Source organism: Caloranaerobacter longqiensis, assembly GCF_050286925.1.
In the GTDB taxonomy this organism is placed as follows: Bacteria; Bacillota; Clostridia; order Tissierellales; family Thermohalobacteraceae; genus Caloranaerobacter.
The window spans coordinates 1-19710 of record NZ_JBFWFX010000005.1; the positions used below are offsets into that span (position 1 = coordinate 1).

Consider the following 19710-nt stretch of genomic DNA (forward strand, 5'->3'; position numbering starts at 1 on the left):
TATATATGCCTTGCCGGCAAACTAGTAAACAAAAGGCTTAGCCAACTTCAATAGGCTACCATACCTGCTTCTCCATGTAAATTCTACTGGAATTAAAATAATAACACTTTTCCTTGAGGTGGGGGAATTTTCGATTAATATCGTGGGAACTTTTCGATTAATATAAACATCTCTCAAGTTAGGTGTTCTTATTTTCTCTACATCAAGTGTGATTTTGTTATTTTTAAGAAAAGTTAAAAAACATAAAAGTCAGTAGAATAACTTGTTATAGTTGATTTTGAAGCATTTTTTTCTGTTTTTAAATAATCTAAAAATTCATCAAACAAATCTTCAATATTGTACATAACTACTCATTTCCATTTTGCACAGAACTCGATAAATTTTTAATTGCATAAAATGAAATAATTATTTATAATTCTAATTATGTACTGTAATTTTAAGCATATAATTTGGAGTTCTGTGAAATATTTTTATTTTCAAAAAGCATTCTTAAAAATGTTGATACAGAACTCGGTTTACAGGCTTACTCGTTTTACTATTGTGAGAATTCAAGGTTTAAAAACCTTGATAAAAAACTAAAGAGTATAGAGGGAGTGGTATTTGTGAAAAATGTTAAAAGATTAATACCAGGTATTTTGTTTGTTTATTTGATATCATTTATTTCTATATTTATCAATGATTCAATAAAGCATATTGTAAATTTAGAAGCTTTAACTATAGGTATTATTATAGGAATTTTGTATAATAATTTATTAGAAACTAGAGAAATATTTAAACCAGGTATAAAATTCTCTGCAAAAAAACTTTTGAAGGCAGGAATTATTCTGCTGGGTTTTAAACTTAACTTTAAGTCTTTATTAAACCTTGGACCAAAAGTTATTTTAATGATAATAATATTTGTTCCAATTGTCTTAATAATTGCTTATTATTTAGGCAAATTATTTAAGATGAATAATAAAATTCCTATACTTATAGGAGTTGGTTCCAGTATATGTGGAGCTTCTGCTATAGTGGCAATGGCTCCTTGTATAAATGCAGATGAAGATGATGCTGTAGTTGCAGTGTCTATTATTAATTTTTTAGGAGCTATAGGAGTTTTGGTGTATTCAGCTATAGCTTTAGTTTCAGGAATTAGTGATATTGAATATGGGATTTGGTCTGGAATGTCACTTCAAGGGGTGGCTCATGCAATAGCAGCTGCTTTCGCTAGAGGTAGCGAAGCAGGAGAAATAGGAACATTTGTAAAGATGGGTAGAGTTGTAATGTTAATTCCTGTAGCTATGGTTCTAAGTTTTATATTTAATAAAAAAGAAAAGAGTTCTAGTGTAAAATTTCCGATGTATATATTCTATTTTATAATAGCTGGTATAATAAGTTCATTAGGCATAATTCCAAACCAGCTTTCGATGATATTAGTAAAATTAAGTTCTACTTTTATACTTATGGCTATGGTTGGAATGGGACTTTCAGTAGATTTAAAAAGCATTAAAGATAAAGGGCTAAAATCATTCTTATTTGGTTTAATTTTATTTTCTTTAATATCAATAACTACTAATTTTATAATTACAAAATTAATTTAACAGACTGTAGACAAAATAAAATATTTATGAAAATAACGTTCATGTGAAAGAATTTAGAAAAAACTTAAGGCTCAAATTTTTAGAAAATCTTAACGCACCTATTTATTTCCATATATTTTTTTAAAAGATTAACTTTGTCAACAAGCTCAATTTAAGTTTGTTGATAAATGTGATGCTCAAGCGAAAATTGTGAAAGCTCAGGAGATGATAAAATGAGCAAAAATAAAATATTAGGTGCAATATTTGGGTTTTGTGTTGGAGATGCTCTAGGTGTACCTGTTGAGTTTAAATCAAGAGAAGAATTAATAAAAGAACCTGTAACAGATATGCTTGGTTATGGGACTTATAATCAGCCACCAGGAACATGGTCAGATGATACTTCTTTAACTTTATGTTTAGTCGAAAGCTTATGTAATGGATTAAATTTAGAAGATATAGGGGAAAAATATGTAAAATGGTATTATGATTCTTACTGGACACCATATAATGTAACATTTGGTGTAGGTAATACAACTAAAGAAGCTATTCGTAGAATTTTTAAAGGTGTAAGCCCTAAACAAGCTGGACTTGATGATGAATATTCAAATGGGAATGGTTCGCTTATGAGAGTGCTGCCTTTAGCATTTTATTTAAAAGACTTTAAAGATGAAGAAAAATATAATACAGTACACCAAGTATCTTCGATTACACATAGACATTTAAGAAGTATTTTAGCTTGTAGTATATATGTAGAATATGCAATAAATCTTTTGAAAGGTTGTTCAAAAGAGGAAGCCTATAAAAATATGAAAGAAAATATTATTAATTTCTATTCTAATACTGATTTTAGAAAAGAATTTGATTCATACAACAGGATATTAAAATATGATATTGCAAAGCTAAAAGAAGAAGAAATAAAGTCAAGTGGTTATGTTGTAGATACTTTAGAGGCCGTATTTTGGTGTTTCTTAAATGGAGATGGATATAAAGAAGTAGTTTTAAAAGCTGTAAATCTAGGAAATGATACAGATACAATTGCAGCAATAGCAGGCGGACTTGCAGGTATATATTATGGTATAGAAGCTATTCCGAAAAAGTGGATAGATGCAGTTGCTAGAAAGAATGACATAATTAAGTTGGTTGAGCAATTTAGCAACAGTTTAAATATTAATAATTTAAATGACAATTAATATAATAAGATATTAACTAATTTATGTTATAATATAGAAGGGAAAAAGTACTTTTCAAAATAATTTATTAAATAGAAGAGGGATTTTATGGCACTAATAAACAAGTTTCTAAAGAATAACTTTAAAGAACCATATATTTTAGTTTGTTCATCTAAATCACAGATGTTGTTTAGTAAGGATTTATTAGATAAAGAAGGTATAGAAAATGATTTAATTCCTACACCAAAAGGATTTGGTGGAGTATGTACGACAGCTATAAAGTTTGATAAAAAATTTAAGCAAAAAGTAGAAGAAATAATAAAGAAAAATAATATTGAATATGAAGGAATTTATTCTTTAAAAGATAAATATAAATATGATTTATCTGAAATATTTAATATGAATATTTCAGATACTTTTAGAGATATAGTAAAAAAAATAGAGGCTAATATAGAATTAAACAAGGAAGAAATAAAATATTTGCTAGAAGTAGAAAATGAAGAGTATAATGCATTAATTCGAGTAGCAGATATTATAAGAAAAGAATGTGTTGGAGACAGGGTAGAAATAAGGGCTGCAATTGAATTTTCTAACTATTGTAGAAAGAATTGTAATTATTGTGGGGTTAGAAGGGATAATAAAATAAAAAGATATAGAATGACTAAAGAAGAAATAATAAATGAGGTTGAGAAGTTATATAAAGTAGGTATAAAAACAGTAATATTACAATCAGGTGAAGATCCATACTATACAACTGACAAGTTATTATCAATTATTAAAGAAATAAAGCAAAAATTTAGAATGGGTATTACTTTAAGTATAGGGGAAAGAGACGAAAAAGAGTATAGGCTATTTAGTGATGCAGGTGTTAATAACTATTTATTGAAAATAGAAACTGCAAGTAGAAGATTATTTGAATTAATTCACCCTGATGATGATTATGATATTAGAGTAAAACATACTAGACTTATAAAAGAAGCTGGAATGAGAGTAGGTTCTGGAGGAATGATAGGACTCCCTACTCAAACTATTGATGAAATAGCTGAAGATATTATATTCCAGAGAGATTTTGGTATTCATATGATTGGATTTGGACCTTTCTTACCAGCTAAGGGAACACCATATGAGAATTGTAAACCAGGAGATCTTAAGCTATCATTAAAAGTTGTAGCGGTAACTAGAATAGTATGTCAACATGTGTTTTTGCCAGCTACTACAGCAATAGCTACATTGCACCCAGATGGACAAACTCTAGCATTAAAAGCAGGTGCTAATACAATTATGCTTATTAGTACACCTCCTAGTTTAAGGGACAACTATCAAATTTATTCAAATAAAAATATGGTTGATTTGAGTTTTGCAATAAAGTCAACAAGAGATGCGAAGCGAAAGCTTCCTAAATATTTAAATTATGATTACTTAAGAGAATTAGGATATGAAATCGAAGATGAATTAATATAGAAGCCATCGGCAAAGTGCCGATGGCTTTCTAGTATCCTTTTTTTAAGTCAACTATATTAATTAACTTTTCACCATTGATATATCTTTTCATGTTTTCATATATAACGTTATATCTTCTTTCATTTCTCATTTCTGAAACCCAAGAATTATGTGGAGTTATTATAACATTATCTAAGTCCCATAAAGGATTATTCTCATTTAATGGTTCATTTTCAAAAACGTCTAATGCAGCAAATTTTATTTTTCCGTTTTTTAAATATTTAATTAAGTCAGCTTCATTTATTATACTGCCACGAGAAACATTTACAATATATACGCCATCTTTCATTATTTTAAATTTGCTTTCATTGAGTAAATGATGAGTTTTTTCTGTATATGGAATAGTAAGAACTAAAATATCGCATAAACTTAAAAAGTGGTCAAATTCGGAAATACTAAAGCATTTATCAAAGTACTTTACACTTCTACCTGTAGTGTTTAATCCGTATATATTTACTTCAAAACCTGTGAGTCTTTTTGCTGATTCATATGCGATACTTCCTGTTCCGATAAAACCTATTGTTTTGCCATAAAGCTCTATAATAGAAGTATCAATTTTCCAAAGTTTATTATCTTGCTTTTTATAGAAACTCTTGCTTCTTTTTAGCATTTCTAGTATTTTTAATACAACCCATTCACCCATAGGGATGCTATATCCACCTTTATTATTGGTTAACAAGATTTGTTTTTCCAATAAATATTGTTTAGGAACTTGGTCTATACCAATACTTGATAATTGAATCCATTTTAACTTATGTAATTTAGTAATATCTAAAGAGTTGAAAGGATTATAGCATACAAGAACTTCTATATCTTTTATTTTTTCGTTATAGGATAGTTCTTGTTCTTTAATATACACAATTTCATAGCCTAAATCTTCGATTTTTTTCATTTTTTCTTTGCCATAATCATAGGTAAATAAGACTTTTACCATAATTCACCACCTTTATAATATACTTTGTATATATTATATCAGAATATTTTGATAAAGTTTATCATTATTTTTATCATTATTTTAAGAGGCATTACTGAGAAAATATTACTTAAAATTACAAAATAAGACAATTTTCATTGAAGGGAAAATATATGGCGATAGAGAATAAGTGATAAGATATTAAAAGATAGGGGGGTTAGCTTTGCAATTGAACTTTTATGTAACAGGTAAAACTTTAGTTGTAGGCTTTAGTGGAGAGTTAGATCATCACACTGCAGAAAATATTAGGAAAGAGATAGATAATTATTATGATGAAAAAATGTTAAAAAATATTATTTTGGATTTAGATAATTTAAATTTTATGGACAGCTCTGGTATTGGTTTAATTCTAGGAAGATATAAAAAAGCTATGAATAATGATGGAAAATTATTATTAGTAAATGCAAGCACTAGAGTTAAAAAAATTTTAGAAATGTCAGGAATAACAAAGATAATTAAAATTTATAATTCTGTTAATAATGCTTTAGACAATATATAAAGGGGTGTTTTATATGCATGATAATTACATGAAATTAGAAATACCAAGTAAATCACAAAATGAGGCTTTTGCTAGAGTAGTAGTAGCTTCATTTGCGTCTCAATTAGACCCTACTATTGAAGAATTAGCTGATGTTAAAACAGCAGTATCGGAAGCTGTTACAAATGCAATAATTCATGGTTATGAAAATAAAATAGGAATAATAACTATAGAATGCAGAATAATAAAAAATAAATTGGAAATAATTGTTGAGGACAAAGGGAAGGGAATAGAAGATATAGAGAAAGCAATGGAGCCATTTTATACTTCAAGACCTGAAATGGAAAGATCAGGTATGGGATTTACAGTAATGGAAACTTTTATGGATGAGCTAAAAGTGCAATCTGAAGTAGGTAAAGGTACTATAGTGAAGATGGTAAAAGTATTTAAAAGTATATCATCTGAGGGGTAGATAATATGATCACTAGTACGTTGAGAAAAACCTCAACTGAATTGCTTAGTCATGAAGAAACTATTAAGCTGATAAAAAAAGCACAAGCTGGGGACAAAGAGGCACAGGCAATACTTGTAGATCACAATCTTGGATTAGTTAGAAGTGTATTAAAAAGATTTAATAATAGAGGATACGATATAGAAGATTTATTTCAAATAGGTTGTATTGGTTTGATTAAAGCAATTCAAAAATTTGAACCTAAATATGAAGTTAGGTTTTCTACATATGCAATTCCTATGATTGTAGGTGAGATAAAGAGATTTTTGAGAGATGATGGAATAATAAAGGTCAGTCGATCACTTAAACAAACTGCAGTAAAAGTTAATTTAGCAAAAGAAAAGTTAACAAAAAAATTGGGTAGAGAACCAACTATAAACGAGATATGTGATGAAGTAAAAATGGACAAGGAAGAAGTTGTTATGGCTTTAGATTCTAACTATCAGCCTGATTATTTATATGATGTAATACATCATGACAATGGTTCACCAATTCATTTAATAGATAAAATTGGTAATAATGAAACTGAAGATTCAGAAGTGTTAGATAGAATTGTTCTTAAACAGGCTTTAAATCAGCTTAAACCTATAGAAAGACAGATCATTATAATGAGATACTTTAAAGATAAAACACAGACTGAAATTGCTGAAATGCTAGGAATATCACAAGTCCAAGTTTCAAGAATAGAAAAAAAAGTTTTACAAAACATGAGGAATTATCTAAATAGACATCAAACTTAGATGTCTATTTTTTTGTATTAAAAGAAAGATTGAAGCAAATAATAAGATATGTAAAAGAAATGGAGTGGTTGTTATATGAAAAGATATTTTAAAATTATTATTTGTTTATTTTTATTTATTGTACTTATTACTTTTGGGTGGTATGTATTTCTAAGCAATAAGTCAATGAAACAAATCCCTAGAAGAGCTAAGCTAGTTTTAAATGAAAATATTGATAATAATGGGGTGATATACTATAAAAAATACTAATGTATATTTATTTTTTAAAACAAAAGTTACAAAAGAAAAACAAGAGTCAGTAAGGATAAAAGATATTGCTGATGTTTACTGTGATGATGTAAATTTACAGAAAGCAATACTAGACATTAAGCTAATTAAAATACCTAATGATAAGAAATTTGTGAAAATATCTGTACTTGAAGTAATCAAAAAGATAGAGTCTGAATATAAAAATTTGACTATATCAACATTTGGAGTAGATGAAGTTTTAGTAGATATAAATAATATTAGAGAATTAAATAAGTTTTTACAATTGATTAAAGTATTTTTAATATCTTTGATTCTTTTTATTGGAGCGGGTCTTGCTATAATAAATTTTCATGCTGATGTAAATATGGAAAAATCACATAAGATAATATACTATCTTATAACTGGCAAAAAAACTGATAACCCACTAACATTACAGATAGCATATTCTTTAGGCATTGGTATTGGTATGACCATTTTTTTAAACCAATTCGGTAAGAAAAGGGAAAAAGAGCCTAGTCCATTAGAAATAGAGATGTATAAATTTAAGAAAGATATAGATGATTATAAGATGAATAACAAAAATGAAAGTTAGTTTGTAAAATATGGTGATGAAAATGTTTAATACTATTCTTTTAACATTAATAGGGTTTTCAGGAGGTATTGTAATTGGAAGTGCTTTTATTGCAGTTATCGTATTATTAAATATAATTCCAAGATTAGCTCAAATGTCTCATACAGAGAAATTTATTAATATTTATGAAAAAGTTATGATTTTGTCAGTTGTATTAATTACATTATTAGATTTCTTTGATGTTACGTTAAGGATAAGTGAAATTTATTTAGTTCCAATCGGATTAATCATGGGAATTTTTATTGGAATTTTAGCGGCTGCATTAGCTGAAGTTATTGACGTAGTAGCTGTTTTTGAAAGAAGGGTTAAAATTAAAGATTATATTATTTATATTTTAATAGCTATAGCTTTTGGGAAAACTGTAGGTTCATTAATACAATGGTTAGTTTTAGAAAGATAAGGTGATTAAATGGTAAAAGATATTTCGAAATATTATAAGGAGTTAGGTAAAAGTGTTTTTAAAGAGAATATTAATGAAAATGAATTAAGATATCAAGAAAATGAAATACATTCTGACGATTTAATATCAAAAAGTGAATTCTTTAAAAAAATAAATCAAATTAAGTAAAGGGGTGATTCTATGGATAAGATTAATCCTAAGGATTATAACAAATATGTTCAGGAGAAAATCCCGAAACCAACGTTTTTAAAAAATTCTCTTTGGGCTTTTTTTATTGGTGGGCTTATTTGTACTTTTGGTCAGTTTGTGATAAATTTCTATAAAAATATGGGACTTGATAAAGAAAGGGTATCGACGGCAACAGCAATTACTCTGGTGTTTCTAGGAGCTTTTTTTACTGGATTAGGATGGTATGATAAGTTAGGAAAAAGAGCAGGAGCGGGTTCTATAGTGCCGATAACAGGTTTTGCTAATTCTATTGTATCACCTGCAATGGAATTTAAAAGAGAAGGGTTTATATTCGGAGTAGCAGCTAGAATGTTTACAATAGCAGGACCGGTTCTTGTATATGGATATGGAAGTTCAGTTATAGTAGGGTTAATATATTATCTAATTAAAAAGTAAGGAGGTGTAAATTTGGCTGTTAAAAAAATTGGAAAGCAAACAGTAAGATTTGAAAACCCACCTTCAATTATATCTACTTATAGTATTGTTGGTCCAAAGGAAGGTGATGGTCCACTTAAGGAATATTTTGATCTTATTTTACAAGATGATTTATGTGGTCAAAAAACTTGGGAAAAATGTGAATCTAAAATTCTTGAAGATGCCATAAAGATGGCAATAAAAAATGCACAATTATCTGAAACGGAGATAGAGTATGTTTTAGCTGGAGATTTATTGAATCAAATTATATCATCTTCATTTGCAGTAAGGAATTTAGGTATACCTTATTTTGGTTTATATGGTGCTTGTTCGACAATGGCAGAAAGTTTGAGTTTAGGTTCTATGCTAGTTGATGGAGGCTATGCTGATTATCTTGTTTGTGCTACATCAAGTCATTTTTGTACTGCTGAAAGGCAATTTAGATTTCCGTTAGAGTTAGGTAATCAAAGACCACCAACTTCCCAATGGACCGTTACTGGAACTGGAGCGGCTGTTTTGTCTTCAAATGGTCTAGGTCCATATATAACTCATGTTACAACTGGAAAGATAATAGATGCTGGTATTAAGGATGTAAATAATATGGGAGCTGCAATGGCTCCAGCAGCGGCAGATACTATAATACAACATTTTAATGATACAGGTTATAGAATAGATGATTATGATTTAATAATAACTGGAGATTTAGGTATAATAGGCAAAGAAATAGCTGAAGAATTTATAACTAAAGCTGGTTATGATATTTCGGGTGTATTTACAGATTGTGGAATTGAAATATTTGATCATGAAAGACAGGATACTCATGCAGGAGGTAGTGGATGTGGCTGTTCAGCTGCAGTATTCTGTGGATATATTTACAAATTACTTAAAGATAGAACTTTAAATAGAGTATTATTAGTCTCAACTGGAGCATTACATTCAACGACAAGTTCTCAACAAGGAGAGTCAATTCCAGGAATAGCTCATGCAGTTACTATTAGTAACACAAAAGAATAGGAGGGTTTTAATGGATTATATAAGAGCATTTATTGTTGGAGGTTTAATTTGTGTCATTGGGCAATTGTTAATGGATGGAACCAAGTTAACACCTGCACATGTGTTGGTAGCTTTTGTTACATCAGGAGTAATATTGACTGCTATAGGTATATATGAGCCAATAGTAAATATTGGTGGAGCAGGAGCTACTGTACCATTACCAGGTTTTGGTTATTCATTAGCGAAAGGCGTTTTTAAAGCAGTAGATAAAGATGGTTTAATAGGCATTTTTACTGGTGGTATTCAGGCTACTGCAGGAGGTGTGTCAGCAGCAATATTTTTTGGTTATATAATGTCTTTAATATTTAATCCTAAAACAAAAAGTTAATTATTGGAAGTGATATCTTGAAAAGAAAAGTTATTTTAGTTACTGATGGAGATATTAATGCACGAAGAGCAGTTGAGATGGCTACTGCTAGAATAGGAGGAAGATGTATTTCTAGATCTGCTGGAAATCCAACTCCTTTGTCAGGTGAAGAAATTATTGAATTAGTAAAGATAGCAAAATATGACCCAGTTATTGTTATGGTTGATGATAAGGGTAATCCAAATCAAGGACAAGGAGAGCAAGTTATAGAAGAGATACTTAAAAGTGATGAAATAGAGGTTTTAGGAGTTATAGCTGTAGCTTCAAATACTGAAGGTGTTGACGGTGTTGCAGTAGACTTTTCAATTAATTCTAAAGGGGAAAAAATAGAAAATGCGGTTAATAAATGTGGTACAGAAACTAATAGTAAAGTTTTATATGGGGATACTGTAGATGTTTTAAATAAATATAAAGTACCAGTTATAGTAGGAATTGGAGATATAGGTAAAATGAATGGGAAAGATGATTCAAAAATAGGGGCTCCTATTTTGACTAGAGCAATAGAAGAAATATTAAAAATAACTGAATAAGGTGATAGTAATGAAAGTATATGACGAAAGAATAAATTATATTTCTGAAAAAATAGGTGTAGGAAAAAGTTTTGATGCTGTTAGGAGAGATTTTGAAGTAGCTGGCAAAAATGCCTCTCTTTTTTTTATAGATGGTTTTGTAAAAGATGAACTAATGATATGGATAATAAAAAGGTTACAAGAGGCAAGTAGAGAAGAAATAGTACCAAATACTTTGACTAAGTTAATTAAAAGAAAAATATCATATATTGAATGTGATAGTAGTGAAGATTTAGAGGAAATTCAATATTCTTTACTATCAGGTTCTGCTGTATTGTTTATTGAGGATTTAAAAGAAGCTTTGATAATTGATGTGCGAACTTATCCAGCGAGAGGACCTGAAGAACCAGATTTAGAGAAAGTTACGAGAGGGTCTAGGGATGGTTTTGTTGAAACTATTGTTTTTAATACTGCTTTAATAAGAAGACGGATAAGAGATCCAAACTTGCGTTTTGAATTATATAAAGTTGGTAAAAGGTCTCAAAATGATGTAGTTATTGGTTATATTGAAGATATTACGAATAAAGATTTAGTCGATAGTCTTAAAGAAAAAATAAAGAGTATAGATATTGATTCATTAGTAATGGCTGAAAAGAGTTTAGAGGAATTTATTTTAGGTAGAAACTTAAATCCATTTCCTCAAGCAAAATTTACTGAAAGACCAGATGTAGCTGCAGCACATTTATTAGAGGGGCATATAATAGTTTTAGTTGATACAACTCCTAGTGTAATGATATTACCTGTAAGCATGTTTCATTTTACACAACATGCAGAAGATTACTATCAAAACCCTATTATTGGAACGTACATAAGATGGATAAGATTTTTAGCTATTATTTTATCGTATCTTTTGCCTTCATTGTGGCTCTTATTGATTAAGAATAAGTCTATATTGCCTGAGTTTTTAAAGTTTATTGGCCCTAAAAAATCAGGAGCGATACCATTATTATTTCAGTTTTTAATACTTGAGGTAGGTTTAGATATGTTAAGAATAGCATCGATTCATACACCGAACGCATTAACAACTTCTCTTGGTATTATAGGAGCATTACTCTTAAGTGATTTTGCAATAAAGGTTGGTTGGTTTATACCAGAAACAGTTTTATATGGTGCAATTGCTGGTATAGGAATGTTTGCAACTCCAAGTATTGAATTTGCTATGGCGATAAGAATATTTAGATTAATTTTGCTAATTTTGACTGGATTATTCAATACAATTGGTTTTATAATAGGTATTTTTATATTTTTAATTACTTTACTGAGAACAAAATCTTTTGGAGGCATTAATTATACTTGGCCATTAATACCGTTTGATGGAAAAGCTCTATCTACAGTATTAACTAGAAAACCTATTCCAGAAGTATATCAAAGACCTGATTTTATTAGAGCAAAAGATAAAGATAAGATGGAAGTTGATAAAAAATAAAGAGGCTAAAAAGCCTCTTTAATCATTATTGTTTTCGCTATCATTCTCCTGTGGTTGTATATTTTCTTGGTTGTCCTCAGATTCATTTTTGTTTGTATTTTGCTCAGTATTTTTGAAAAACCATTTATTCAGCCAATCTTTAAAGCTATTTTTTTCATTATGAACATCACATACTTCTGTCGGTAATGTATATTGATAATCTGCTGGAATATATCCGTTATTTTCTTCTGGTATATATGGAGTTTTTCTTTTTATAAATACTCTTTTTTCAACTAGTTCTGGAGGACAGAATTCATTTGCTAGTTTATTTGTACTTGTGTCGATTAATGCTTCTACATGGACATCACAAAACTCAGTTGGTTCTGTTCCTTTTATGAATATTTCTGACCTAACAGTACTTCCTCTTGGGTCTCTTTCACATAAATCTGTTGCTAGCTTACCAGATTCTGTACAGATATTTCTAACAACAAATCCTTGAGGTTTAATAAAGTCTTTAGGTTCAAAACCATTATGGATTTCTTTCATGATATTCTTCCATAAGATAGAAGCTAATTTACTACCTTGTGATAGTTTTATTCCTGGATTATCATTACCTATCCAAACACCAGCAATATAATATGGTGTATATCCAATGAACCAAGCATCTGCTTTATTTTGTGTTGTACCAGTTTTACCTGCAACTGGTATTGTTGTATTATATTGATAAAGTTGAGCTCTCCAACCAGTACCTCTTGTTACAACCCCTTTTAGAATATCAGTCATAAGATAAGCTACTTGAGGTGTAACAACTCTATTTTTAAGAGCTTTGTTTTCATATAAAACATTTCCATCTCTGTCAACGATTTTTGTAAAAGTAATCGGTTCAATATAAATGCCTTGATTAGCAATAGCAGCATAAGCTTTAGTCATATCCAATGGTGTAAATCCTTTTGACAATCCTCCAAGAGCAAGTGCAGCTAGATTTTCATCATTTACTCTTCTATTTTCACTCCTTGACACGAAATTGTCTTTACTTGGATCATTTTCATTAATTATACCTAATCTAGTTAAATATTCGATTGAAGTATCGATACCTATATCTTCTAATACTTTTACTGCTATGACATTCATTGATTGCTCAACAGCTTCTCTTAAAGTAGTTAAACCTAAAAATTTTCTATTCCAGTTCTTAGGCCATAATCTACCTTTACTATCGTAATGAGGAATATCGTCGATTACTGTAGCTGCAGTATAACCGTTATCTAAAGCTGGTAAATAAACTGCTATTGGTTTTATAGCAGAACCAGGTTGTCTTTGTGAATGAACTGCTCTGTTAAGAACTTTATTACCTTTTACATTTCTTCCACCAACTAGAGCTTTTATTTCACCTGTTCTATAATCCATAACTACTACAGCAGATTGTGGTTGTACAACACCTGTTTTATTAATATAGAAATATTTTGGATTAATTAAAAGATTTTTATTTTCATCAATTTTATAAAAATCTTTATTTTGATTTAGAAAACTACTTTTAATAACTACTCTTTTATTTTTGTCTATATAATAATTTTCTTTTGAAATATCAAGTGAACCAACATTATGTGTAACAAGATTTTTATTGTTATCAATAGTATAGTAATCTGTTATATCCACAGTTTTTGGATATATGTTTAACTTTTTATTTTTTATTACTAAATTACCATTAGAAAAATCATAAGTTCCATTTTCGATAATCAAATTATAATTTTTATCTAATAAATTTTCTTTTTTGTAAAGTATGACTTTTTTCTGACTATCTAAAACATTTCCGTACTTATCTTTTGACCAGCTTATTAATACAGGTCCATTAACTTTAGATGTGTCTCCTACTATGACATTAACGAAATTATCATAAATTTTTTCGACTTTATGCTGCATATTAATATCCATAGTAGAATATATTTTTAAACCACCTGTATATAATTCTCTTTTAGCTCCTTCATTTGTATATCCTAACTTATTTACTAAAGTATCTAAAACTTGTTCTTTTACATAATCAGTAAAATATGATGAAATACCTTTTATCTTTTTCTGTCCTGGTTTTATGGCTTTCTTAATATCTTCACTAAGTGCTTTTTGATATTCTTCTTCAGTAATATAGTTTTGTTCTCTCATTAGTTTTAGTACTAATCTCTGTCTTTCAAGAGCTTTATTGTTAAAGACAGCGGTATATTTTGTTCCATATATATCGTATTCTCCAATGATATAGTATTTATCTTTATCAACATTTTCGGATTTTAACAAAATATATGGAGAATAGATTGTTGGACTCTTTGGTATACCAGCTAATAATGCACTTTCTGCTATAGTTAATTCATTAACATTTTTTGAAAAATATGTTTGTGCAGCTTCTTGGATTCCAAAAGCACCTTTGCCCAGATCGACGGTATTAAGATATAGTTTTAAAATTTGATCTTTTGTTAGATGTCTTTCAATTTGTATTGCTATATAAGCTTCTTTGATTTTTCTAGTAATCTTTTTTTCGCGATTTAAATATATATTTCTTGCAAGCTGTTGAGTTATTGTACTTCCACCTTGTACAAGTTTTCTTGCTTTTATATCTTCAATCAAAGCACCAATTATCCTTTTAAAATCTATTCCTATATGTTTTCTAAATCTGGCATCTTCTACAGCAATAAAAGCATTCTCTAAATAATCTGGGACTTCATCAAGATCTTCTATTATCGTTCTGTATTCTTGAGTTTCAATTTTTTCAATTAGATTTCCATTCTTATCTAAAATAACTGAATTTTCACTTAACATAGAATCAATTTTTGTTGGGTCAATTTTTGGTGTGTTTTTAATAACAGCAAATACAAGGCCTCCAACGGAACCAACAATAATAAATGTTACCATTAATAGAACAATTAGTATAAATTTCAGGATACTGAGCTTTTTCTTCTTTTTAGATCTTTTTTTGTTTCCTGTCATAATATTACCTCCTTTAAAATGAGGGCACCAACATCAAAGTTAATTATAACATATAAACAGAAGTTTGTTAAATCAGAGTAGGTTATAGTTACTGTTAAGTAAAAGTTGACGTTTTTATTTCAATGTTGTTATTTTTAATAAAATATTATGTAACCTAAAAATCATATAAACATATTATACTAATGAAAAAACACAGGAACAAAGGAGGTCAAAAAATGGATAATAACAAATTAAACTTTGATTATATGTTTAATAGAATATTATATGATGATATTATTATAAATAAATTTGATGAATTTCTTAAAAAATATGGAGATAAACCTGATAGATATATTTATCAAGAAATAGAAAAAGTTCAAAAAGAAGTACCTGATGCAGTTAAAGTAAGGCACATTAAAAACCTTGAAGCAATTTCTAAATTTGAAGGATTTGTAACAGAAGATATTAAAAGAGAAATTGAAAAACTAAAAAGATTAATAAATGTAGACTCTTCAGAAAACAAAAAAATATCAGATAGAGAACTAGAAAGCCAATTTTTTAGTCCTTCCAGTCTGTTGTTATGGTTCTTATTATTAGTAATAATATACAGAAGGAGATATCGTAGACCATATCATAGAAGACCTTATAGATATTATTAGAATAAAATTTCAAATACAACTTTACCCTTCCTGCATATAATGTTAGGAGGGGTGTTTATTTTGAAACAAGCTAGAAATAAAAAAAAGAAAACATTTATTATATTAGTTGTAATACTAGTTTTAATAATTTATGGATTTATTATAATAGATAGAAATATCAAACCAACTGTTTTAGCTATTTGCGAGGCTAAAGCAAGAATGATAGCAACACAAGCAATAAATGATGCAGTACGAGCAAAAATAAACGAGGATATTAATTATAATGATTTAATTTTTGTAAAATATGATAATCAAGGTAAAATTACAATGATGCAAGCTAATACAGTTTTAATGAATAGCATTGCATCTGAAGTAGCATTAGAAGTTCAGGAAAACATGAGACAAATAGCAGCAAGTAATATAAAAATTCCTTTAGGTAATGCACTTAACAGTCAGATACTATCTCAATGGGGTCCAAAAATAAATATCAATATAGTACCACAAGGTACAGTAACTGTAGATTTTACAACAGAATTTGAAGAATCAGGTATAAATCAAACTAGACATAAAGTTTTTTTAACAATAAAAACTAATGTAAGAATCATTGTTCCTTTGACTTCAGATATAATACAAGTATCAACTAATGTCCCAATAGCTGAAACGGTTATAGTAGGAGATGTACCTCAATACTATATTAAAGTACCAGAAAATGAAATACTTAATGTTATACCTAACTAGATATGTATAGAAATAAATTTCAAATTGGTATATTATATTAATAGCAGAAAATATAAATGCAGAGGTGAATATATGGCAATTTACAGTAATATACCAGAAGATGAAAGAGTTCTGTTAGTAGGGGTAGACTTACAAAAAAAATCACAGATTAGTATAGAAAGCTCAATGAAAGAGTTAGAGGAATTAGTAAAAGCTGCTGGAGGAATACCAATTTCAAGTATTGTTCAAAAGAGAAACAAAATAGATTCTTCTTATTTTATAGGTAAAGGTAAAGTTGAAGAAATTAGATTATATTGTGATGAGTTAGATATAGATACTGTTGTTTTTAATGATGAATTGTCTGGTATGCAAATTAGAAATATCGAAAATATAGTAGAAAGAAAAATTATTGATAGAACTACATTAATATTAGATATTTTTGCAAATAGAGCTGCAACTAAAGAAGGAAAATTACAAGTTGAATTAGCACAATTAAAGTATAGATTACCTAGATTAGTAGGTTTAGGTAAATCTCTGTCAAGAACAGGTGCGGGTATTGGAACTAGGGGTCCAGGAGAGAAAAAATTAGAAATTGATAGAAGACACATATTGAGGAGAATTTCAGAAATTGAGAGACAATTACAAGAAGTAAAAAAAGTTAGAGAAGTTAAGAGAAAACGTAGAGACAAAGCTTCATTGCCAATCGTTGCTTTAATCGGGTATACAAATGCAGGAAAATCTACATTATTGAATACTATTTTAAATATTTGTGGTGAAGATTTTGAGAATAAAGAAGTATTTGCATATGATATGCTTTTTGCTACATTAGAGACAACACTAAGGAGAGCAAAATTGCCTAATGGACATGATTTTTTGATAACAGATACAGTTGGTTTTGTAAGTAAGTTGCCAACTCATTTAATTGAAGCATTTAAAGGTACTCTAGAGGAAATAAAATATGCTGATTTATTACTTCATGTAGTTGATTGCACTAATAAAGATTTAGATATACAAATTAAAACAACTTTAGATATTATTAAAGATTTAAAAGTTTCTGATAAACCTATTATAACTGTTTTCAATAAGGTAGATAAAATTATGGAAGAAGATGTGGTATGTAATATTAATGGGCCAAAATTGTTTATATCTGCAAAAGAAGGCAAGAATATTGATAAATTATTGAACATGATACAAGATTATTTTAGTAGGAAATATTATAAAGTAAATCTTCTAATCCCTTATAGTGATTTAGATATAATGTCGAAATTTTTTGATATGTCTAAAGTAGAAGAATATATTTATCAGGAAGATGGTGTTTTAATAAAAACTGTATTAGATGAAGTAAATTACAATAAGTATTCTAAATATGTAATTGAAAATAAGGATGATACTATATGAAAAAAACTGAACTATCTTGGAGTAATATAAAGAAGTTGAAGGATTACCATATAACTTATTTACTATATTTAGAAGGTAGGAATATTGATGAAATTTCAATTATTAGAAGAATGCCTAAAGAACAAGTTGAAAGACATATTTTAGAATGTAAGATTAGTTTAAGTAAAAAAACATCAGAAGAAGATTTACTAATTAAAATAATCAGTTTAAATAAAAAGGATAGGCTTGAATATTTAAGTAAAGTAAATGAATCTGAAAGAGAAACTTTAGTAATGGAAATATACAAAAGATATATAAAGTTCAAAAATCCTGAGGATAGAATGATTTTAATATGGTTAATAGGAGAGATTAAAGATAAGAGATTACTACCTTTTATTAGAATGGAGCTTAGAAGTAAGTATGTAAATTTAAGGAGATTATGTTGTTCGGCACTTGGCAAAATTAAAGATGAGAAAACAAAGGATTGGTTAGAAGAGGCATTAGAAGATGCCAATCCTCAGGTTAGACAGTATGCAGCAAAGGCTTTAAAATATGTAGGTGATTTAGATACAATTAACAAACTTAGAAAAATAATTGCTGATGAAAAAGAAAAAGGTTATGTAAAAAAAGCAGCTTATAATTCTTTAGTCAGTATTGAAGCAAAATTAGCTAATTAATTTTTTGGTATTCTCAACTATTTTAACTAACTTATTATATGTTAATATTGTACCGTAAGCAACTATAGGACGTCCAAATGTAACAAGATTAAGTCGTCTTGAGCTGAAGCCTCCTATTTTCATTAGGAAATTTACACCATCCATTGTATTGACTAATAATAGTTCGTCTTTATTTCCTCCAGCAAGCTCCCATGCATCTTTTATTGCCGGTATTACAAGATGTGGTACAAATTGTCTGCTTAAAGTAAATACTTTATGTCCATTTTCATCTATGCCTCGGAAGATTATTTTACCTTGGTCTTTTTTATTTAATGTATCAAAATATGATAAAGATAATATATCTTTTAAACTAGGTTTTTTATTATTTGGAAGTATACCAAGATGAATTGCAGATGCTATTGCAGATGAATGAGTTCCACCTACACAATGGTAAATTATATACATTTAATCACCTCGTGAAAAATTAATACAAATATAATTTCCCCAAATTTTATAAAAATAATTATATAATTTAAGTTTTAAACATAAACTAATTGTAAAAGAAAATTTCAGAATTATATTGAAATTTAAAATTTTTTAAACTATAATAAAATTAAAAAGTGGGAGGGAATACCAATGCTGTTTAGAAACTGTGCTGGTGGTGTAGTATTTTATGGCGACAGAGTTTTTATTTTGAAAAATGAAAAGGGTGAATGGGTATTACCTAAAGGGAAAATTCGTGACGGTTTCCTAGCGCATGAAACTGCTGTAAGCAGAGTGAAGGAAGAAACAGGGCTTGAAGTTTCTATTATATCAACTGCTGGGGAGACTAGTTACGAATTTTTTTCTATAACGAGAGGAAGACCTGTTTGCAATGAGATAATATGGTATATTATGGAGGCTAAAAATGAAGATTTTGTTGTAAATAAAGATGAAGGTTTTAAAGATGGCGGATTTTTTGATATTGAAGATGCACTTAAGTTGATTACATATAGTCAGGATAAGGCTTTAGTTAGTTTATCGTTTAAAAAATATCAAAAATTAAGAGATAAACAAGTAGCTTATGTATAGGGCAGTTATTGCCCTTTATTTTTTTTATTCAAATGATTATAATTAAAATAGCTAAA

At 28.4% G+C, this 19710-nt stretch carries 22 protein-coding genes; 19 read left to right on the top strand and 3 right to left on the bottom strand.

Translation table 11 applies throughout. The features are described from left to right. Positions 1-602 precede the first annotated feature (602 nt). The 3 genes from AB4Y15_RS05745 to hydE all read left to right on the top strand — a co-directional run bounded on the left by AB4Y15_RS05745 (position 603) and on the right by hydE (position 4189). On the top strand, positions 603-1580 hold the full coding sequence (locus tag AB4Y15_RS05745) for a YeiH family protein (RefSeq protein ID WP_427339030.1): 978 nt from the start codon (positions 603-605) through the stop codon (positions 1578-1580). Between the two features lie 212 nt (positions 1581-1792). After that, the gene (locus AB4Y15_RS05750; protein WP_427339032.1) at positions 1793-2749 is read left to right on the top strand and encodes an ADP-ribosylglycohydrolase family protein; all 957 of its coding nucleotides are present in this window, start codon (positions 1793-1795) and stop codon (positions 2747-2749) included. 87 nt (positions 2750-2836) lie between these two features. Further along, complete coding sequence (hydE, locus tag AB4Y15_RS05755; RefSeq protein ID WP_427339033.1) at positions 2837-4189, top strand: [FeFe] hydrogenase H-cluster radical SAM maturase HydE; 1353 nt, start codon at positions 2837-2839, stop codon at positions 4187-4189. 28 nt (positions 4190-4217) lie between these two features. Here hydE and AB4Y15_RS05760 read toward each other — a convergent pair whose 3' ends face one another. Next, positions 4218-5162 carry a phosphoglycerate dehydrogenase gene (locus AB4Y15_RS05760; protein WP_427339034.1) on the bottom strand — a complete coding sequence of 315 codons (945 nt, stop codon included), beginning with the start codon at positions 5160-5162 and terminating at the stop codon, positions 4218-4220. Positions 5163-5364: 202 nt separating this feature from the next. Here AB4Y15_RS05760 and spoIIAA point away from each other — a divergent pair, with 202 nt between their 5' ends. The 11 genes from spoIIAA to AB4Y15_RS05815 all read left to right on the top strand — a co-directional run bounded on the left by spoIIAA (position 5365) and on the right by AB4Y15_RS05815 (position 12267). Beyond that, positions 5365-5700 carry an anti-sigma F factor antagonist gene (spoIIAA, locus tag AB4Y15_RS05765; RefSeq protein ID WP_427339035.1) on the top strand — a complete coding sequence of 112 codons (336 nt, stop codon included), beginning with the start codon at positions 5365-5367 and terminating at the stop codon, positions 5698-5700. A 13-nt stretch (positions 5701-5713) separates the two neighbouring features. Continuing rightward, positions 5714-6151, top strand: coding sequence for an anti-sigma F factor (gene spoIIAB / locus AB4Y15_RS05770; RefSeq protein ID WP_427339037.1), 438 nt, complete (start codon positions 5714-5716; stop codon positions 6149-6151). A gap of 5 nt (positions 6152-6156) precedes the next feature. Further along, the gene (gene sigF, locus AB4Y15_RS05775; protein ID WP_427339038.1) at positions 6157-6930 is read left to right on the top strand and encodes an RNA polymerase sporulation sigma factor SigF; all 774 of its coding nucleotides are present in this window, start codon (positions 6157-6159) and stop codon (positions 6928-6930) included. Positions 6931-7165: 235 nt separating this feature from the next. Then, positions 7166-7771, top strand: a complete 606-nt coding sequence (locus tag AB4Y15_RS05780) for a stage V sporulation protein AA (RefSeq protein WP_427339260.1) — start codon at positions 7166-7168, stop codon at positions 7769-7771. A 22-nt stretch (positions 7772-7793) separates the two neighbouring features. Continuing rightward, on the top strand, positions 7794-8210 hold the full coding sequence (locus AB4Y15_RS05785) for a stage V sporulation protein AB (protein WP_427339039.1): 417 nt from the start codon (positions 7794-7796) through the stop codon (positions 8208-8210). A 9-nt stretch (positions 8211-8219) separates the two neighbouring features. Continuing rightward, positions 8220-8378, top strand: coding sequence for a hypothetical protein (locus AB4Y15_RS05790; RefSeq protein ID WP_427339040.1), 159 nt, complete (start codon positions 8220-8222; stop codon positions 8376-8378). Between the two features lie 12 nt (positions 8379-8390). Beyond that, positions 8391-8834 (top strand): stage V sporulation protein AC, encoded by a 444-nt coding sequence (spoVAC, locus tag AB4Y15_RS05795; protein WP_427339041.1) that lies wholly within the window; start codon positions 8391-8393, stop codon positions 8832-8834. A gap of 12 nt (positions 8835-8846) precedes the next feature. Then, positions 8847-9866 carry a stage V sporulation protein AD gene (spoVAD, locus tag AB4Y15_RS05800; protein ID WP_427339042.1) on the top strand — a complete coding sequence of 340 codons (1020 nt, stop codon included), beginning with the start codon at positions 8847-8849 and terminating at the stop codon, positions 9864-9866. A 10-nt stretch (positions 9867-9876) separates the two neighbouring features. Continuing rightward, positions 9877-10233, top strand: a complete 357-nt coding sequence (gene spoVAE, locus AB4Y15_RS05805) for a stage V sporulation protein AE (RefSeq protein WP_427339044.1) — start codon at positions 9877-9879, stop codon at positions 10231-10233. Positions 10234-10250: 17 nt separating this feature from the next. Continuing rightward, a complete protein-coding gene (gene spoVAEA, locus AB4Y15_RS05810; RefSeq protein WP_427339045.1) occupies positions 10251-10802 on the top strand; it encodes a stage V sporulation protein SpoVABEA in 552 nt (183 codons plus the stop codon). A 10-nt stretch (positions 10803-10812) separates the two neighbouring features. Further along, on the top strand, positions 10813-12267 hold the full coding sequence (locus AB4Y15_RS05815) for a spore germination protein (protein ID WP_427339046.1): 1455 nt from the start codon (positions 10813-10815) through the stop codon (positions 12265-12267). An 18-nt stretch (positions 12268-12285) separates the two neighbouring features. On the opposite strand, the gene AB4Y15_RS05820 is transcribed toward AB4Y15_RS05815, so the two are convergent. Continuing rightward, entirely contained in the window at positions 12286-15216 is a 2931-nt protein-coding gene (locus tag AB4Y15_RS05820) for a penicillin-binding protein 1A (RefSeq protein WP_427339047.1), read from the bottom strand. Between the two features lie 215 nt (positions 15217-15431). On the opposite strand from AB4Y15_RS05820, the gene AB4Y15_RS05825 reads away from it, so the two are divergent. The 4 genes from AB4Y15_RS05825 to AB4Y15_RS05840 all read left to right on the top strand — a co-directional run bounded on the left by AB4Y15_RS05825 (position 15432) and on the right by AB4Y15_RS05840 (position 18604). Then, positions 15432-15854: a hypothetical protein gene (locus tag AB4Y15_RS05825; protein ID WP_427339048.1), complete on the top strand. Its 423-nt coding sequence runs from the start codon at positions 15432-15434 to the stop codon at positions 15852-15854. A 60-nt stretch (positions 15855-15914) separates the two neighbouring features. Then, a complete protein-coding gene (gene yunB, locus AB4Y15_RS05830) occupies positions 15915-16571 on the top strand; it encodes a sporulation protein YunB (protein WP_427339049.1) in 657 nt (218 codons plus the stop codon). A gap of 72 nt (positions 16572-16643) precedes the next feature. Next, positions 16644-17948: a GTPase HflX gene (gene hflX, locus AB4Y15_RS05835; protein WP_427339050.1), complete on the top strand. Its 1305-nt coding sequence runs from the start codon at positions 16644-16646 to the stop codon at positions 17946-17948. Beyond that, on the top strand, positions 17945-18604 hold the full coding sequence (locus AB4Y15_RS05840) for a HEAT repeat domain-containing protein (RefSeq protein WP_427339051.1): 660 nt from the start codon (positions 17945-17947) through the stop codon (positions 18602-18604). The genes hflX and AB4Y15_RS05840 overlap by 4 nt, the downstream gene beginning before the upstream one ends. Here the strand turns inward: AB4Y15_RS05840 and AB4Y15_RS05845 are convergent. Next, positions 18593-19048: a DUF3189 family protein gene (locus AB4Y15_RS05845; RefSeq protein WP_427339053.1), complete on the bottom strand. Its 456-nt coding sequence runs from the start codon at positions 19046-19048 to the stop codon at positions 18593-18595. The two genes, AB4Y15_RS05840 and AB4Y15_RS05845, sit on opposite strands and share 12 nt — an antisense overlap. A gap of 171 nt (positions 19049-19219) precedes the next feature. Between AB4Y15_RS05845 and AB4Y15_RS05850 the strand changes: the two genes are divergently transcribed. Then, on the top strand, positions 19220-19654 hold the full coding sequence (locus tag AB4Y15_RS05850; protein WP_427339054.1) for an NUDIX hydrolase: 435 nt from the start codon (positions 19220-19222) through the stop codon (positions 19652-19654). Positions 19655-19710 lie beyond the last annotated feature (56 nt).

Excerpts from the sequence above, each read along its gene's own strand:
- AB4Y15_RS05820 (WP_427339047.1), bottom strand. The coding sequence starts at position 15,216 with ATGACAGGAAACAAAAAAAGATCTAAAAAGAAGAAAAAGCTCAGTATC.
- spoIIAB (WP_427339037.1), top strand. The coding sequence starts at position 5,714 with ATGCATGATAATTACATGAAATTAGAAATACCAAGTAAATCACAAAAT.
- AB4Y15_RS05845 (WP_427339053.1), bottom strand. The coding sequence starts at position 19,048 with ATGTATATAATTTACCATTGTGTAGGTGGAACTCATTCATCTGCAATA.
- AB4Y15_RS05850 (WP_427339054.1), top strand. The coding sequence starts at position 19,220 with ATGCTGTTTAGAAACTGTGCTGGTGGTGTAGTATTTTATGGCGACAGA.
- AB4Y15_RS05825 (WP_427339048.1), top strand. The coding sequence starts at position 15,432 with ATGGATAATAACAAATTAAACTTTGATTATATGTTTAATAGAATATTA.
- AB4Y15_RS05760 (WP_427339034.1), bottom strand. The coding sequence starts at position 5,162 with ATGGTAAAAGTCTTATTTACCTATGATTATGGCAAAGAAAAAATGAAA.
- AB4Y15_RS05790 (WP_427339040.1), top strand. The coding sequence starts at position 8,220 with ATGGTAAAAGATATTTCGAAATATTATAAGGAGTTAGGTAAAAGTGTT.
- spoVAE (WP_427339044.1), top strand. The coding sequence starts at position 9,877 with ATGGATTATATAAGAGCATTTATTGTTGGAGGTTTAATTTGTGTCATT.
- AB4Y15_RS05785 (WP_427339039.1), top strand. The coding sequence starts at position 7,794 with ATGTTTAATACTATTCTTTTAACATTAATAGGGTTTTCAGGAGGTATT.
- AB4Y15_RS05750 (WP_427339032.1), top strand. The coding sequence starts at position 1,793 with ATGAGCAAAAATAAAATATTAGGTGCAATATTTGGGTTTTGTGTTGGA.
- AB4Y15_RS05815 (WP_427339046.1), top strand. The coding sequence starts at position 10,813 with ATGAAAGTATATGACGAAAGAATAAATTATATTTCTGAAAAAATAGGT.
- AB4Y15_RS05840 (WP_427339051.1), top strand. The coding sequence starts at position 17,945 with ATGAAAAAAACTGAACTATCTTGGAGTAATATAAAGAAGTTGAAGGAT.
- spoVAC (WP_427339041.1), top strand. The coding sequence starts at position 8,391 with ATGGATAAGATTAATCCTAAGGATTATAACAAATATGTTCAGGAGAAA.
- hflX (WP_427339050.1), top strand. The coding sequence starts at position 16,644 with ATGGCAATTTACAGTAATATACCAGAAGATGAAAGAGTTCTGTTAGTA.
- sigF (WP_427339038.1), top strand. The coding sequence starts at position 6,157 with ATGATCACTAGTACGTTGAGAAAAACCTCAACTGAATTGCTTAGTCAT.
- hydE (WP_427339033.1), top strand. The coding sequence starts at position 2,837 with ATGGCACTAATAAACAAGTTTCTAAAGAATAACTTTAAAGAACCATAT.